Origin of the sequence: Lacticaseibacillus songhuajiangensis (assembly GCF_003946025.1) — a bacterium.
Lineage (GTDB): Bacteria > Bacillota > Bacilli > Lactobacillales > Lactobacillaceae > Lacticaseibacillus > Lacticaseibacillus songhuajiangensis.
In genome coordinates, this window is record NZ_RHNR01000005.1 from 1 (window position 1) to 15988 (window position 15988).

A 15988-nucleotide genomic window follows, 5' to 3' on the forward strand; every position below is an offset into this window, starting at 1 on the left:
GTGTTTTCGCCAGCGTGGTCTGAAACTTTCACCACCATAGTCATGTGAATGCGCGTCGGAACTGGGTCGGATTCGCGACAGCGGACGGGAAGGGTGTGCGTGCCCACGAAAATGGCAGTGTATGTTTCGCACATGAACTTCGTGCGAAATGTACACCGCCAATTTCGTTAGGAGCGGGATTTTGCCGGTGGGTTTGCGGCAAAATCACCAGTGGAAGACAGCGCAGCTGGCTGGAACGGTCCCACGCACACCCTTCCCGGGAGCGTAGCAAATCCGGCCCAGTTCCGACCTTCGGTCTAACCACTATTTTCATCCTTACGGATGAAAGTTTCATGACTCACGCTGACGGACAGCGAACACAAAAAGCCGCCCCTTGCGGGACGACTTAGCGTGGTCTTACTTTTGGATTGGTTCTTTGTAATCGCCGTTCGGGCAAACAACCTGGCGGCCAGCCTTGCTCTTCTTCTCAACGAGGAAGTGGTGGTCGACTGGGCAGTCGCGACCGATTGGTTTGTCCCAGGAAACGAAGTCGCAGTCTGGGTAGCGGGAGCAGCCGTAGAAAATCCGGTTGCGCTTGCTCTTGCGTTCCAGAATCTGGCCCTTCTTGCACTTCGGACAGATAACGCCGATTTCCTTGACGATGGCCTTAGTGTTGCGGCAGTCAGGAAAACGGGAGCAAGCGTAAAACTTGCCGTAGCGGCCCATCTTGATAACCATTGGCGCACCACAGATGTCACAATCGAAACCGGCCGGTTCGTCCTTGAGCTGGACCTTCGCCATCCCCACCTCAGCGTCGGAGAGTTCCTTAGCAAAAGGCCGGTAGAAGGAATCCACAACCGGAACCCATTCGTTCTTACCAGATTCGATACCGTCAAGTTCGCCTTCAACCTTCGCGGTAAACTTGATGTCCACAATGTCAGGGAAGAACTTGACGATGAGATCATTGACGATGGTACCGAGCTCAGTTGGCTCGAAACGCCGCGCCGTGAGCTTCACGTAGTAACGTTTTTTGAGCGTTTCAATCGTTGGCGCGTAGGTCGATGGCCGGCCAACCCCGTTTTCTTCAAGCGCCTTAACCAGGTTCGCTTCAGAGTAACGTGCTGGTGGTTGGGTGAAGTGCTGGGCCGGATCGGACTTGCTCATCGTGAGCTGGTCACCCTCAGCCAGTTCTGGCAGTTCCTTGTCGTCACCAGACTTATCGCGCGACGAGACGTACAGCGTGGTGAAACCAGGGAACTTGGTGTGGCTCCCGTTGGCACGGAACTGCACACCGTTTTGCTCAATCTTCACGCTGACGGTATCCATGACGGCGGGCGTCATTTCACTGGCGACGAAACGGGACCAAATCAGCTGGTACAAGCGCATTTGGTCACGGTCCAACACGTCGGTCAGACTCTTCGGCGTGCGCAGCGTTGATGTTGGGCGGATTGCTTCATGCGCATCCTGTGCGCCCTCTTGAAGCTTACCCTGCCGAATTTTGACGGCCGCGTACTCCTCACCATATTCATCATGAATGAACTTACTGGTTTCGGTCTTGGCGACGTTGGAAATCCGGGTACTGTCGGTACGCATGTAGGTGATGAGCCCCACGGTGCCCTGCTTGCCGCCAAGGTTGATCCCTTCGTACAGCTGCTGGGCGAGCATCATCGTCTTGCGCGCGGCAAAATTCAGCTTCCGGTTAGCTTCTTGCTGCAGGGAACTGGTTGTAAACGGCGGTGCTGGGAATCGCTTGCGTTCCTTCTTGACGACGCTGGTCACTTCAAAAGGTGCCTTCTTGTCAAGACGCCCCATGACGTCAACCACGGCGTCGTTGTTTGGCAGCGGCTGCTTCTTGCCGTCAAAACCATAGAATGATGCTGCAAATGCCTTACCGCGGCCCTTTTTGAACTGGGCGTCAATGCTCCAGTATTCTTCTGGCTGGAAAGCGTTAATTTCGTTTTCGCGGTCAATGATGAGCTTCAGCGCAACGGACTGCACACGGCCGGCGGAAAGGCCCTTCTTGACCTTCTTCCAGAGCAGCGGACTGATGGAGTAACCCACCAGCCGGTCCAGAATCCGGCGCGCCTGCTGGGCGTCGACCAGGTTCATGTCGATGCTGCGGGGTGTTTTGAACGCGTTCTTCACGGCGTCCTTGGTAATTTCGTTGAAGACCACGCGGTTAGGTTCGTCTGGTGACAAGCCCAAGATGTGGTTGACGTGCCAAGCAATTGCTTCCCCTTCACGGTCCGGGTCAGCTGCGAGGTAAACGTGCTGCGCCTTGGCAGCATTCTTCTTCAGGTCTTTAATGACATCCCCTTTACCACGAATGGAGATGTACCGAGGTTCGTAATTATTATCAATGTCGATCCCCATCTGACTCTTGGGGAGGTCGCGAATGTGCCCGAGGCTGGCAACTACCTTGTAGTTGCGGCCCAGGTACTTCTCAATTGTTTTAGCTTTGGCAGGGGATTCCACGATGACCAAGTTCTTGGCTGGCATGGTCGCCCTCCTTTCTTAATAGGAAACAAAATCAGAGCCTATCTTAATAGTAGGAAGGCGGTTATGTCAAATGCCTTAAGCAAAATAATGGAGCTCTGCAGTAATATCTGCCGCCGATTGCACCAGCGCCGCGCCGTTTTGCAGAATTTCGTTAGTGCCCACGCCCAGGGGCGCATCAATGCGATTAGGCAGTGCAAACACAGTGCGCCCGGCATCTAGTGCCATGGTGGCGGTAATGAGGCTGCCACTATGGTGCGCGGCTTCCGTCACCAGCAGGCCATGCGCCAGCCCGGCGATGATGCGGTTACGCGCGACAAAGCGAAACGGCAGCGCGGTGGTGCCGGGCGGGTACTCACTAAGCAGCAGTCCCTTGTCAGCGACCTGTTCTTGCAAGTTCTCCGCCCGCCGCGGATAAGTGACATCTAGCCCGGTCGCAATCACGCCAATCGTGGCCCGCTGGTTAGCCAGTGCCGCGCGGTGAGCGCAACTATCCGCACCTTTTGCCAAGCCGGACACGACGCAGACGTCTGGCGGCAGTTTGGGGATGAGCCGCTCCAGCGATTGACGGCTGTACTCCCCCGCCCTGCGCGCACCGACCACGGCCAAACACGGCCGGCGCAATAAATCTAACTGCCCGCGCCAAAACAGAACGAGTGGCGGTTGGGCCAATGTGCGCAGACGCTCGGGATAATCATCGTCCACGTAACTGAGAAACGGCTGAGCTTGTAACTCTGCACAGCGGGCTTGAAAATCCGGATCCGCAGTCGTCGCCGCAAGCCTAGTGCGCTGTTTACTGGTGACCGCAGCCAGCAGCGTTGCCTCACTGGCTTCTTGCCCCGCTGCCAGTAGCGTCAGCACGCTAACGGCAACGCTGGGACTAGCGCCGCTAGCTAAATGGGTGTAAAGCAAAAAATCGCGAATATCCATGGCTACCTCCTTGGTCACCATAGATTTCGCGATTCACTTGCATTTTACCTGTCACACTATAAATATTTCTGCACTGGGCTAAAACTGCGCCGGTGAATTGGCGTGATGCCGTGTGCAGCCATGCCGGCCAGGTGCTTGGCCGTCCCGTAACCCGCATTATCAGTAAAGTCATACCCCGGATAAATCTGGTCATACATATCCATGAGGCGATCCCGGACAACCTTGGCCACGATACTGGCCGCACCGATACTGGCGGAACGGGCATCCCCCTTGATCAACTTGCTTTGCGGCAAATCAACTGGCACCGTCATCGCATCGACTAACAAGTAATCTGGTTGCACGCGCAGGTTGTGCACGGCATCCGCCATCGCCAGTTCGGTCGCATGGTAGATGTTGTAGCGGTCAATATCTTCACTACTGCGTACACCGATCGCAACGGCACGCGCCTGACTAATAATGGCGCCGAACAACTCGGCGCGCCGGTGCGGCGTCAGTTGCTTGGAGTCGTTGACCGGCACGTCAAAATCAGGTGTGATAATTACGGCGGCGGTCACTACCGGGCCGGCAAGAGGGCCGCGACCCACTTCATCAATGCCGGCGATGGCGTCATAGTGCGGCCACAAACCGCGTTCGAGGCGTTTGTGCTCCTCCAGCATGTGCTGTTGCGCGCGGATTTTCGCCTGTTTTTTGTCGTAACTTTGCAACAGCTTTTGCACGCCAGCACGCGGATCAGTGCGTAATTCAGTGATTAGTTCTTCGTCGACGGTTGCGGCACTGAGCAACTGCTTCACTTCCGCAATCGTGCTCACTGCTGGTCGTCCTCGGGCAGTTCCAGCGTGTAACGGCCGAGTTCGCCCTTACGCACGTCGGTGATGAAGCGCTTGGCCGCGCGGTCATATTCACCGCCGTAACCGAACTTGTCCGTCAGCAATTTCATCGTGTCCGCCGCGTTCAGCTGCATCTGCGCATCGCTGAGCTTGTACAAGCGCTGGAGTTCGCCCGGATAGTTGGCCTTAAAGTAGTCCACGCCCCAAAGCGCGACATCGTCGTCAGTGAAGACGCTGTCGGCAATGGCACCAGTGAGTGCCAGACGCTTGCCGATAATCTGGTCGTCAAACTTCGGCCACAGAATCCCTGGTGTATCGAGCAATTCGAGGTTGCCATCGGCCTTGAGCCACTGCTGGTTCTTGGTCACGCCGGGCCGGTTACCGGTGACGGCGATGTTCTTCTTTACCAAGCGGTTCAAAATCGTGGACTTACCAACGTTCGGAATCCCAATACACATTGCACGCACGTGCGGGTTCCGAATGCCCTTGGCACGTTTGCGCGCAAGTTTGTCCGCCAGAATCTTTTCTGCAAGCTGCGGAATTTGCTTCAGCTGGCGCGCATGCTGGGCGTCGATGGCGATGGCAGAACGGTCGTCGCCGCGGTAGGCATCCAACCAGAGTTGGGTGCGCTTGGGATCGGCTAAATCGGCCTTGTTGAGGATGGAAATACGCGGCTTCTGCTGAAGCATTTCCAGTAGCATCGGGTTGCGGGAAGATTCTGGCAAGCGCGCATCAACGACTTCGAGCACGATGTCGACTTGCTTGATTTTTTCGGCGACTTCCCGGCGCGCCTTTTGCATGTGGCCTGGGAACCAGTTAATACTTGGCATGTTATGTAACTCCTTCGTTTTGCGAAATCTACGTCCGGTGCCGGTCAAGCAACGCTGAGTAGCTTTGGCGTTCAACCGGCACATTCTTTTCTATATTAACATGAATCCAGCCGCACCGCTTTGCCGAGCCGGCTGACACACCGCATAATTAAGTTGATAACGGTTTATAATGAGGCCAGATATATACAAATCACGAATTTAATGTCAAAAATGGTAATTTTTGCCTGATGTCAAAAATATTTGCTACTAAAATTCCGCGCTAATTCCTATTCTGAAGCTAAGGAGTGATCAGTCATGATTATTGGTGAACAACTACGCAAGGCCCGCACGGATGCCGGCATGTCGCAAGAGCAGCTGGCCGAAATCATGGCAGTCAGTCGGCAAACCGTCTCGAACTGGGAGAATTCCCGCAGCTATCCTGATATTGAGCGCGTCATGCGCATGGCTGACCTATACCATCTCTCCTTAGACAAAATGTTGCGAGGTGATGAGCAAATGATCCAATCTTGGCTGAACGCGGCCAATCTCGCCAAAACGGGCAAGCGGCTGAGCGGACTGCTGCTTCTGAATATCGCGTTAACAGTCGCAATTATGCTGTTTAGTCACAGCTTGTGGCTATCTGCGATTCTCTTACTGCTTCTAGTCGGCAGCATCAGCGCCGTCTTCTACTTGCTAATCAAACTGATTTGAGGTGAAAATCATGCTAATCTGGCTCTTGTTTGTGCTCTTAGCCGCCATGGTCACGGCAGTAATCACGTTATTTTACCAACTTAGTCAGCTGCTAACACTCGACGCGACGGCCCGTAATCTGGCGCATCCCAAAGTCACTGCCGTTCTGGCCGCAGGCACGCAAAATGGTGTCGTGCTACTAGCCTATTTGGCACTGCGCCGCGGCCACCCCATTGACGCAACGCGGGATGACCCGCGTCGTCGCGAGCGACTCAAAGTGGGAACGATTGCGGCGTTCGCGGTGCTATTGATCTGCGGGGTCTGCACGGCCATGTTGCTGCTGTCAGGGCAAATTTAGTTTCAGCAAGCTGCAAGCAAAACGGTCCAGAATGGTTGGTTGTCCAACCAATCTGAACCGTTTTTTGCTGCAATTCTTTAACGTGCGGCGTGCTCTTCAAACTCACCTGCTAAGGCTGCAATCAGCCGGATGCCCTCTGCAAACGCCCGCTCCGTCATATTCTCATTCTTACTGTGGTTGTTCTGGTCAAAATTCGCCAGTGGCAAAGTAAACGCCTGCGCACCCAGAATATCGGTCCACACGTAGTTCGGCACCGTCCCCGCCATGCACGGTTCAATCAGCAACGGTAAATCAGCCGCGGCGGCTGCGTTCCGAAACACGGCCAGTTCCGCTACACTCGCCTTGGTGGTTGCCGGCGGGATGTCACCAGTGGACTCGATGGTGAGCACGCCGGCCGCGGTGAAGGGTGCAAGCAGTTTAGCGACTGCCGCCGCAATTTGGTCAGGCTTCTGCGTACCAACCAGGCGCATGTTGATGCTGGCAGTCAGCTCACCCGGAATGATTGTCTTAATGCCCGCACCGTTATAACCGGACGCCACGCCCGACACGTTAAAGGTCGGCTCAAACATCAATTTGTGGTAATAGTCACGCTTGTTGCTGGCCGTGATGGCCCCACCAAACACTTCTGCGGTGTGCTCAGGGTCATAGGGCAAATCGTCAATCAGCGCCCACTCGGCAGCGGTGGGTTCGGCAACGCCATCGTAGAAACCCGGAATACGAACGTGCTGCTTGTTCGCATCGTAGAGCAGATTGAGAATTTGCTGGAAAATCAGCACTGGATTCGGCAAAATGTTGCCCGCGTTACCCGAATGATTGTCATGCTGCGCCGTTTTGATATGTAGCTTGATGCCAAACAAACCGCGATTGGCGAGTCGCAGCACATGTGCTCCCGACGCATTCATGGAGCCGTCCACCACGATGACCCGCGTAACGTCCGCTAGTGCAGTCGCACGCAACTTGCGCACAGTATCTGCAAGATGCAAACTCCCCTGCTCCTCTTCGCCTTCAATGAGCAGCTTAATGGTCTGCTTATGGTTAGGGTGCGCAAGCAGGAAGGCGTTGAGCCCGTTAATGGTTGCCAGCAGTTGCCCTTTGTTGTCGCCAGCGCCGCGGCCGTAAAGCCGCTCGCCGCGCTTAGTCATGGTGAACGGTTCACTGTCCCAGTCCGCACGTTTGCCCGGATCCATCACGTCATAATGGCCGTAGAACAACACCGCATCAGGCGTTGTTCTCGGAATGGTGGCCACAAGTGCCGGCGCACCGCCCGTGGTCACGCGCGTCACCACTGCGTCGCAATAATCCGTCAGTAAGGTGGTGAGATATGTACAGATGGCTGCTTTTGCCTGCGGATTAGCGCTTGTACTCTGGTAACTAATGGCTTTGCTGAGGCTAGCCTCAGCGTCGCTAATTTTACGCATCCTTTTGCCTCCAATTAATGTTGATTAATCACCACTGACAGGTCCAAGCTCCGCACGCAAAATGCGCATGAACGCATCCGTCAGCCGCGACTTGCTCTGATTATCGCGCCGAATGACCACGATTTGCAAGCTATCCAGGTCCATCCCCGTTGCGAATTCGCGCAAACTGCCCGCCGCAATTTCAGCTTGTACCACAAACCGCGGCAGGTACACCATCCCCAGGCCGTTCAAAACGCTACGCTTGGTCGCCTCGACACTGCCTATCTCCAGTAAGGAGGCGAATTGCTGGTCGTGCTGGCGTAGATGTGCCACTAGCCGCTTGTGGTAGATACTCTCAACGTCGTCTGTCAGCAGGCTCACCGGAAGTTGCACGTGTTCGCGGCGCAGGGTGTCAGCGTCGACGTGTAAATCCGGACTACCCACCAGGGCCATGGGCACAATACCAAGTTTTGTTACCCGCAACTTGGGGCCATAGCCGCCGACATCGTAGTGCACACCCAGGTCAACTGTTGCCGCGCGCACCTTCTGCGGAATACGAAAGCAATTCGTTCGTTGCAAACTCAATTGCACGCCTGGCAGCTGGCGGTGAAACGCGGCGATAACCGGCTGCATTTTGTAGGTCAGTAGAGTGTCTGGCAACGCCACACGCAGCTCGCCAGTGAGCGTAGCGTCACTGCGGCCATAGTTTTTCATGGCGGTCACGGTGCCCAGCACCTGCTGCACTTGCGGCATCAGGTCGCGGCCGGCCTGAGTCAGAACCATTTTGCGGCCAGTTTTGGCAAACAGCTGCAAGCCCAGTTCCTGTTCGAGTTGTTGCACCTGGGCGGTCACGGTGGACTGCGCATAATTCAGCTGGTTGGCTGCCGCTTGGAAGCTGCCCGTATCCACGATTGTCCGCAGCGTAATCAGATTTTTGATGTCCATGAATGACCCTCCGTGTTTAATACATCGAAATGACTGAATTCATAATTCGCATGTTTCGACTATTCCGAATTAAGCATGTGCTTTACTATATGACCTAAAGAAAGCACTTGTCAATCGAACAAGGAGATAACAACATGCAGATTAGCACTTACCAAGCTTCAGACCGCAACCAGGTCATCGCCCTCATCCTGTACTTACAAAATTACGACAATCGCGTCGACTTATCACTAGAGGAACAGCCGGACATGGCGGACATTACGGGGCACTACCTAGAGACAGAAGGCGGCTTCTGGGTGGCCCGCGCCGACAATGGGGATGTCGTCGGCACGATTGGTCTGCTGAAGCCGAACGCGGACTACGGCGTGCTCAAGAAGTTCTTCGTGCTGCCCGAATACCGCGGCCATGAAAAACACGTCTCGGCCGATTTGTTTCAGCAACTACTCACCAGCGCCCGTGCAAAAGGCCTGCGTGCACTCGTTCTCGATACGCCGGAGAATTGTCACCGCGCACACCACTTCTACCGCAAGAATAGCTTCGTAGAACTGACACGCGAGCAGGTGCCCGTGCAGTACGATTATCCCGATCGGGACTCACTGTTTTTTGAGCTCACACTGTAAGTCGCAGAACACGCAAGAGCGCCCGCCGGAAAAATTCCGACGAGCGCTCTTTATTTACCTTAACTCAGCTGTTTTAACTCAGCTGTTTTTTGCGTAAGGTCACGGCCGCAAATCCGGTCAGCATCAGCAGTGCCAGCAGTGCCGCGACAACTGGTGCCCCCAGCAGACGCAGTTGACCACCAGTCTGCAAAATGGTGTCGCCCGCCTGGCGGTTACCGGTCAGTGTGCTGGTGTGGCGCACTGTGCCGTTGCCAACGGGTTCCTGAGTGTCCGGCAGACTGCCATGCGGCACGTCGACACCTCCAGTCAAACCTGACTTAGGTGTGTAAGTGTACACGGCATGTGTGGCGTCAAAAACCAGGACAACTGGTGCGGACGGCTTGTCCACACCGGTGCCAGCCAGTTCTTCGACGAGGTAGGTCGCACCCAGACTTAAACCGGTCAGTTGCGCTTGGCCTTTGGCATCAGTGGTCAGCACTGTCGACAATGCGGCAGCACCAGTCACGGCGCGATACGAATCCGCCTTAGTCGCATCAATCGGTGCCCCACCACTGGCTTGAATGCGTGTGACCCGGTAGCGAGCCCCGGCCAACGGCACGGTTTCTTGGCTACTACTCTCGTCCGCCGCAGAAACGCGTTTATCGACGTTCAAAACGGCAGTTGTCGTGGCGTTCACCGGTTGCGGCTGCGCCCAGACGACCAGCATAAAGAGCGCGCTCACAATCCATACCCATTTCTTCAATTTCATTCCTCCCTTCTGTGTTTTACCCTTTGTAACTCCTTGAACCATGTTTCAACTTACAAAATGCGCAACTTAGCAATCGTGCCCGTCGCACCGACCATTGCCAGCACAATTCCGGCAACAATCGTTAACAGTGTCCCATGGCCACCAGCCTTAGGATACTGACCGACCAGATCAGCATCATTTTGCTCATCAACGACAAAGGTCACGTTGGCATCCGCCCCGTCAATTGTGGCAGTTGCCGTGTCAACGGATGCGCTGTAACCACCAGGTAATTCGCCCAGTTTGACCGTGTAGGTGCCTGTGGTGACGTTGAGCGGCAGACGCACCGTTCCGTCAGCGCCAGTCGTGCCAGTTAGAACCACTTTGCCGCTTGCATTGGTCACGGTGAGTGGGACATTCGCCAATGGCATCGCCGCGCCCTCACTATTCACAATTTTGGCCACGATATCGTAGGCAAAACGGAAAGTTTCGACACGGTTAGCGGCTGCACTCGGTGGCGTGTACGTTTCTGTCTTGGACCCCGCGCCACTGACGTTGTCCTTGTCGTGGGTCACGCCCCGCCAAGCGCCGTACATGCCGGCACTCAGCAAAAACTGCGGCAAGACGACCTTGCCGGTCCAGTTGCTACCAAAGGTGATTGTCTTCAGCTGCGACTTGGCGCTACCGTTGTATGCGTACGTTGGGAAGACTTTATCGGACGCATCCCATGCGCCCTTAACGGTCCATCCGGAAACATCGATTGCCGTTAAGGCGTTGTCTCCCCATAAAATGTTGGTGATGTTGGTGTTGCCGCGGCTATTGAGTTGCCATTTAGCAACTGGCAAATCAGTGATGCTACTCATATTTTGAAACATACTGGTGAGGTTGGTCGCACTGGCGAGAACCCAGTTTTCAATGCCCGGCAAACTGATTAACTTCTTGTCGCCCTCAAACATACTTCCAAAATCCTCACCAACAGTCGGTTGCCAGCCGCTGAGGTTCAGACTCGTCAGACCAGTGTTCTGGTAAAACATGTTGCTGAAATCAGTGCCCTGACTCACATTCCAACTGCTCAAATCCAGCCTGGTGAGTGCGGCGTCATCGGCAAACATGCTACCAAAAAATTCACCTGAACTCGTGTTCCAGTTCAAGGTGCTTAAATTCGCCAATAGCGGGTCTTCAGCAAACATGAAACTGAAATCCGTAGCAGATTTTGGTTGCCAATTCTCAAGTCCGGCAATACTCGTGACTTTATCCAGATATGCAAACGCGTACTGGAAATCAATCACTCTGCTGACATCCCAACCGTTCAAAGGCTCAATTGAGGACAAACTTTGATCATCATAAAACATGTGGCTCATATTCGTAACATTGGCTGTATCCCAGTTGCCAACCCCAGCAACACTTTTGAGCAAAGGCTGCTTTTGGAACATGAAAGACATGTTTGTAACGTTACTAGTATCCCAGGAGCCAAGTCCACTCAGCGTCGTGATTTTAGCATTTGTTGACGTTGTCGTGTTGTCCGAATTGGAGACCAATGACGCAAACATATAGTTCATATTTGTCATTTTGCTAACATCAACGTTCTCAAGGCCGGTAACCGTTGTTAAATTGGTAAAATTTTGAAAAAAACCCTTTGAACCATCAATCATTGAAGTACTACCTTCAAAACTAATGCCGGTCACCTGATCTTTAAAACTGCTCAGCTTGATATTGTCCGAAATGACGTTCTGAGATAAGGCCCCGGTGCTGCTTGCAAAATGTAGCGTGCCTGCGTTATCCAGATAGAATTTTGCCCCAGCAGCATCACTCGTTGCAGTAGCGGGACCACCCCGCCAGATACCTTTGATACTGGCGGCATTGTACGCCGAATTATTAAATGTCGCAGCGTTGACATCCTGTTGTCCAGAAAGCAGTAGCAAACCCAGCAACAACGTCAGCGTGCCGAGCAAACCGATAGCCCACCGGCGACTGACAAATCGAGCACGTGCATGCGTTTCATTCAATCCTTCCACCCCCTTCCCTGAAGATTGGTAAATTGAGTTGATGCGTTATTCCCCTATTTCCACAAATAGGCGTGGCGATAAAATCGCTACGCCCCTTGCGGAATATCCTACTTAATTACTTAGCTTCACGCTGACGACGCTTCATGACGTAGACACCGGTTGCACCGGCAACAATCAGAACCGTAGTGAAGGCGTAAAGAATAATCTTCTCCTGGGAACCAGTCAGTGGCAGGTTTGGCAGGAGGTTGTCGTTATCGACAACCGTTGCGTCAACATCGGTATCCTGGGTCGCGTGGACAAGGTGTACCGTTTGATCAATATCGTAACCAGCAGGCGCGTCAGTTTCAACCAGGTAGTAATCCCTAGCACTACCGTCGCTGTTAACTTCAAGACCAGTAAACTCGGCTTTCCCGTCTTTATCAGTTGTCACCTTGTACGTGCTGCCGTCTTTCTTGGTTACGGGGTTGGTACCGGCTTCAGCATCTGCCTTAGTTGGGTAAAGTGTGAAGGTCGCGTTAGCCAGAACGTCCCCGTTATCGCTCTTCTTCAGAACATCAACGTTACCAAAGTAAACAGTTGGCGTTGTTGTGTGGTCATCGCCATCACCGCCTGGCTTGGTTGTCTGGTGAGTTTCGGTATCAGGGGTAATGGTACCCTTGTAGTAAGTATCGAAGGTGTTGATGATTTTGGCATCAGAGTCGGCCTTAACCGTCGTGTCGATGGTTGCGACCAGCTTGCTGTCCTTAGAAGCGCCAGCGAACTTCTTAATCCCTTCGTCAGTCAACTTAACGGTAACGGTGGTCTTACCGTCCGCGTCATCGGCAGTCACGGTGTAATCCGTGTCTTTAACCAATGGGGTGTCGGTCATACCGGCCTTAGAGTTAGGAGAACTAATGGCAACCTTAGAAATATCCTTGTAGGTCATCAGCGAGTCGTCGAGGGTATCAACCAGGCGCAGTTCGTTCGCATAGGTCTTGTATTCGGTCGTATCCTTAGTGGTGGTGCTGCCATCTGCGTTCGTAACGGTCTCGGACTTGTTGCCGGCGGTCACAACGCCGGAATCATGGATGTCAGAAGGCCGGTTAATGGTCAGGTCCCAGCTAACGTCCGCGCCGCTTTCAACACTCTTCGTAGTGGAATCATCGTCAAAAGTCTTCACTGGGTTCAGCAGAACACTTGTAGTATCAACTTCGTTCTTCGGGTAAACGTTTACGTCATAAAGCAAAGACTTGTCGTTCGTCGTGGCGTCAGAATGTGTCATTGGTACGTGCACGATAAATGGTGCAGCCGCAGTCTTCACAGCATCACTTTCCTGTTCAGTGACCAGGTAGTAACCGTCGGCGGAGGTACCGGTACCCAAATCAGCTGATGCTGTACCATCTGCAGCAGTGGTTACGGTCTGTTCAGCAAAGCCAGTATCAACGGTGTAGGTTGAGCTGTCGCTCGCATCAAAAGTCTTACCAGCAACCTTCGTCACCTTCTGCACCGTGAAGCTAATCCCGCCAAGTGGCTTGGCACCTTCAGGCACGGTTGAACTTGGTTCGCTGCCGTCAGTGTTAACGGCTGGCGTCCCGGTGTACTTATGCAGGGTAATGCTGCGTTCGCTGGTGGTGTCCGCTACGACCCCAGCTGCAGATACCGTTGCAAAGTGGGTCTGGATGAGCGGTGCGCTGACAGCTCCCAGAGTGCCGAGTGCAAGGCTGCATACGCTCAGCGCATGGATCAATTTCGTCTTCTTCATTATGAATTCCTCCATTCATTTTGCGCCCGGCGATCCCCACTTCGCCTGACTTACAAAAATAGTGTAGCATCGGCAAAAGCCTCTATGTGGAAAGCGGACACTAGTGTCCTAGTCACTTCTGTCCTAGACACTTCTGACCTGTTGGCTGTTATTTCTGGGTCACAATCGCCAGCAAAAAAGCCCTGCCCAACCTCCACTCAGGAAGTTAAGCAGGACTGCCTGCACTTATCTTGATTATTAAGCACCTAGTCGCGCTGCCGCCGGTAATAGACCGCACCAGTGCCACCAAGTATGATCAAACCAATCCCGCCGACAAGCCAGGACAACTGCCCGCGGCCCCCAGCCGCTGGATACTGACTGACCAAATCAGCGTCATTATCCTCGCTTAGCAAAATGTTCACCAGAGCATCGCCTGGTGCTAAGGTTGCGGTTTTGACATCCGAATCACCGGTCCAACCAGTGGGCACAGCCGTGGTCATTTGTGCCTTGTAAGCACCTGCCAGCTGGTTGCTCAGTACTGCCTTCCCGTCACTATCAGTGGTAATGGTCTTGATCGTGCCGTCTGGTGAGGTGAACTTAATATCAATTCCGGCTTTCTTAACGGCGTTACCGTCATTATCTACGAGCTGCACGGTTAGGTCGTTCGCCAAGCGCAAGACATCAGTCCGATCCGCATCGCTCCCACTTGCTGGTGCCTTATATTCGGTCTGGCCATTAAAAAACCTTGCACCGCTGGCAGATGTCAACTGTGAAGCGCCAGCCACTGTTGGCACCGCCAGTGCAACATAGCTCAAATCGTGAGTTTCCCCGCGCCACAGGGCGTAACTAGACATCTTACCTTGAATGAGTGCCTGTGGTGACAGAATCCGCACCGGCAGCATCAGTGAGGTCGTAATACTTGGTCCCACAATGACTTTGGTCAGCTTGGGATCACAATTTGCATCCGTGGGGTCCGTAACGTCGGTCAGCTGAAAGAAATTGATAACACTGTTTGTACTCGTCAATTTGAGACCAGTCAAGTCTACCGTTTCCAGTGAGGCACAGTCGGCCATCCCGTTGCTCATTGTCGATATCGTGGCTCCCCACCCATGTGTCGTGATACTTTTGATATCTGGCATGGATCGGAACATGCTCATCGCATTAGCAAGGGATGGCACCCGCCACTGATCAAGGCCCGTAATCTCCGCCACACTGCTACCAGCAAAGCCGTTGGTAGCGGATGTGAGATTTGGCATCGATCCAAAACTACCGACATCTAATTTATCCAGACTCTTCGTGTTGGCAAATGCGTCGGAAAGATCAGTTACATTTGGCAGGACCCACTGACTCGTGTTCAGGGTTTTAAGGGACTCACACTCTGCAAACAATCCGCTCATGTTCTGCGCACTTTGTGGTCGCCACCCCGAAACATCAAGGATGCTCATGCCACTACGTCCACGAAAAACACTGTTCATATTTGTCACATGACCCACATTCCACTTACCAACGGGAATTGTGTAATCACTGAACGTATCAATACCCTTATAATAATTGGGCGAGCTACTGTCATTTTCCTCGTCCAACGAAAACATGCTGGCCATGTTGGTCGCTGAACTTGTATTCCAATTAGCTAAACCCGTAAAAACGCTGGGAGATAAATTAGGCAGTCTGTTGAACATGTTGTAAAAAAGGCTGACCTTGCTAACGTCCCAATTGGCAAAACTATCAATAGTTTGCAGATTGGGACAACTGGCAAACAGACTGCCCATGTTTGTCACTTTACTGGTATCCCAATTGGCGCTACCACTGATGCTAGTTACACTTAAAGACGCAAACCAGCCTTCCATACTAGTCACTGCACTTGTATTAATATTTTGAAGGCCACTAATACTTGTCAAGCCTGTCTTATTCGCAAAGCGAATCTGAAACAAATTAAACAAATTACCAAAATTATTGTCGACCCGCAACGGGCCGTCAAAGACAATCTTGCTTACCCCTTTGAACGCCGCCTGATTAAGGATACTCAGATCGGTTGCAGCATCAGAACGTCTCGTATCGAAAATCCAGTCACTCCCGGAGTCCGCGGCCGAGCTGCCACTGACGTGCAGTGTGTTATTTGCATCAATATAGGCTTGGATATCATACCGGTACGCCCCAGTATTGACATTACGCATGGCATCAATCGCCCCCTTGTAGGTTGCCGCATTATACGCAGATTGATCAAATGCCGCGGCCACTGTCCTACTTGGTGAGAAGTAACAACTAAGCCCAATCAGGAGCAGTAGGTAACTAAAAAGCAGCGCGAGTCTGCGTCGCGACCCAATCATTTTTTCTTTCATTATCTTATCCTCCAACACTGACTTACACATATACTCGTGCGCTGCACGCGAAGCCGCCAGCGCACTCGTACCCGCCCCCCTTGCTTCTCCTACGTCCAGAGTATCACGCAACACCCCCGTGCAACTGTGACCGGACAGAAGTGACTAGGTC

The 15988-nt window shown here is 53.2% G+C and carries 13 protein-coding genes; 3 read left to right on the forward strand and 10 right to left on the reverse strand.

Going from position 1 to position 15988, the window contains the following annotated elements:
- Positions 1-396: 396 nt before the first annotated feature.
- From topA to ylqF, 4 genes are all read right to left on the reverse strand, one after another.
- Entirely contained in the window at positions 397-2478 is a 2082-nt protein-coding gene (topA, locus tag EKM97_RS02450) for a type I DNA topoisomerase (protein WP_125570692.1), read from the reverse strand.
- Positions 2479-2553: 75 nt separating this feature from the next.
- Positions 2554-3405 carry a DNA-processing protein DprA gene (gene dprA, locus EKM97_RS02455; RefSeq protein ID WP_125570693.1) on the reverse strand — a complete coding sequence of 284 codons (852 nt, stop codon included), beginning with the start codon at positions 3403-3405 and terminating at the stop codon, positions 2554-2556.
- 56 nt (positions 3406-3461) lie between these two features.
- Positions 3462-4214, reverse strand: a complete 753-nt coding sequence (locus EKM97_RS02460) for a ribonuclease HII (protein ID WP_125570694.1) — start codon at positions 4212-4214, stop codon at positions 3462-3464.
- Positions 4211-5062, reverse strand: a complete 852-nt coding sequence (gene ylqF, locus EKM97_RS02465; RefSeq protein ID WP_125570695.1) for a ribosome biogenesis GTPase YlqF — start codon at positions 5060-5062, stop codon at positions 4211-4213. Before ylqF ends, EKM97_RS02460 begins: the two co-directional genes overlap by 4 nt.
- 294 nt (positions 5063-5356) lie before the next feature.
- Between ylqF and EKM97_RS02470 the strand changes: the two genes are divergently transcribed.
- A complete protein-coding gene (locus EKM97_RS02470; protein ID WP_125570696.1) occupies positions 5357-5752 on the forward strand; it encodes a helix-turn-helix transcriptional regulator in 396 nt (131 codons plus the stop codon).
- 10 nt (positions 5753-5762) lie between these two features.
- A complete protein-coding gene (locus EKM97_RS02475) occupies positions 5763-6089 on the forward strand; it encodes a hypothetical protein (RefSeq protein WP_125570697.1) in 327 nt (108 codons plus the stop codon).
- A gap of 77 nt (positions 6090-6166) precedes the next feature.
- Here EKM97_RS02475 and EKM97_RS02480 read toward each other — a convergent pair whose 3' ends face one another.
- On the reverse strand, positions 6167-7507 hold the full coding sequence (locus EKM97_RS02480; RefSeq protein ID WP_125570698.1) for a M20/M25/M40 family metallo-hydrolase: 1341 nt from the start codon (positions 7505-7507) through the stop codon (positions 6167-6169).
- 24 nt (positions 7508-7531) lie between these two features.
- Positions 7532-8431 carry a LysR family transcriptional regulator gene (locus tag EKM97_RS02485; RefSeq protein ID WP_125570699.1) on the reverse strand — a complete coding sequence of 300 codons (900 nt, stop codon included), beginning with the start codon at positions 8429-8431 and terminating at the stop codon, positions 7532-7534.
- A gap of 134 nt (positions 8432-8565) precedes the next feature.
- Between EKM97_RS02485 and EKM97_RS02490 the strand changes: the two genes are divergently transcribed.
- On the forward strand, positions 8566-9048 hold the full coding sequence (locus EKM97_RS02490) for a GNAT family N-acetyltransferase (RefSeq protein WP_125570700.1): 483 nt from the start codon (positions 8566-8568) through the stop codon (positions 9046-9048).
- A gap of 73 nt (positions 9049-9121) precedes the next feature.
- Here the strand turns inward: EKM97_RS02490 and EKM97_RS02495 are convergent, their stop codons facing one another.
- The 4 genes from EKM97_RS02495 to EKM97_RS02510 form a co-directional block, all read right to left on the reverse strand.
- Positions 9122-9790: a SpaA isopeptide-forming pilin-related protein gene (locus tag EKM97_RS02495; protein WP_125570701.1), complete on the reverse strand. Its 669-nt coding sequence runs from the start codon at positions 9788-9790 to the stop codon at positions 9122-9124.
- Positions 9791-9846: 56 nt separating this feature from the next.
- On the reverse strand, positions 9847-11778 hold the full coding sequence (locus EKM97_RS02500) for a BspA family leucine-rich repeat surface protein (protein ID WP_125570702.1): 1932 nt from the start codon (positions 11776-11778) through the stop codon (positions 9847-9849).
- Positions 11779-11893: 115 nt separating this feature from the next.
- Positions 11894-13519 carry a SpaH/EbpB family LPXTG-anchored major pilin gene (locus EKM97_RS02505; protein WP_125570703.1) on the reverse strand — a complete coding sequence of 542 codons (1626 nt, stop codon included), beginning with the start codon at positions 13517-13519 and terminating at the stop codon, positions 11894-11896.
- Between the two features lie 245 nt (positions 13520-13764).
- Positions 13765-15837: a BspA family leucine-rich repeat surface protein gene (locus tag EKM97_RS02510; protein ID WP_164507407.1), complete on the reverse strand. Its 2073-nt coding sequence runs from the start codon at positions 15835-15837 to the stop codon at positions 13765-13767.
- Positions 15838-15988 lie beyond the last annotated feature (151 nt).

Bases quoted from the DNA above. Each gene is read 5' to 3' on its own strand.
- topA (WP_125570692.1), bottom strand. From the start codon at position 2,478: ATGCCAGCCAAGAACTTGGTCATCGTGGAATCCCCTGCCAAAGCTAAA.
- dprA (WP_125570693.1), bottom strand. From the start codon at position 3,405: ATGGATATTCGCGATTTTTTGCTTTACACCCATTTAGCTAGCGGCGCT.
- ylqF (WP_125570695.1), bottom strand. From the start codon at position 5,062: ATGCCAAGTATTAACTGGTTCCCAGGCCACATGCAAAAGGCGCGCCGG.
- EKM97_RS02470 (WP_125570696.1), top strand. From the start codon at position 5,357: ATGATTATTGGTGAACAACTACGCAAGGCCCGCACGGATGCCGGCATG.
- EKM97_RS02475 (WP_125570697.1), top strand. From the start codon at position 5,763: ATGCTAATCTGGCTCTTGTTTGTGCTCTTAGCCGCCATGGTCACGGCA.
- EKM97_RS02480 (WP_125570698.1), bottom strand. From the start codon at position 7,507: ATGCGTAAAATTAGCGACGCTGAGGCTAGCCTCAGCAAAGCCATTAGT.
- EKM97_RS02485 (WP_125570699.1), bottom strand. From the start codon at position 8,431: ATGGACATCAAAAATCTGATTACGCTGCGGACAATCGTGGATACGGGC.
- EKM97_RS02490 (WP_125570700.1), top strand. From the start codon at position 8,566: ATGCAGATTAGCACTTACCAAGCTTCAGACCGCAACCAGGTCATCGCC.
- EKM97_RS02505 (WP_125570703.1), bottom strand. From the start codon at position 13,519: ATGAAGAAGACGAAATTGATCCATGCGCTGAGCGTATGCAGCCTTGCA.
- EKM97_RS02510 (WP_164507407.1), bottom strand. From the start codon at position 15,837: ATGAAAGAAAAAATGATTGGGTCGCGACGCAGACTCGCGCTGCTTTTT.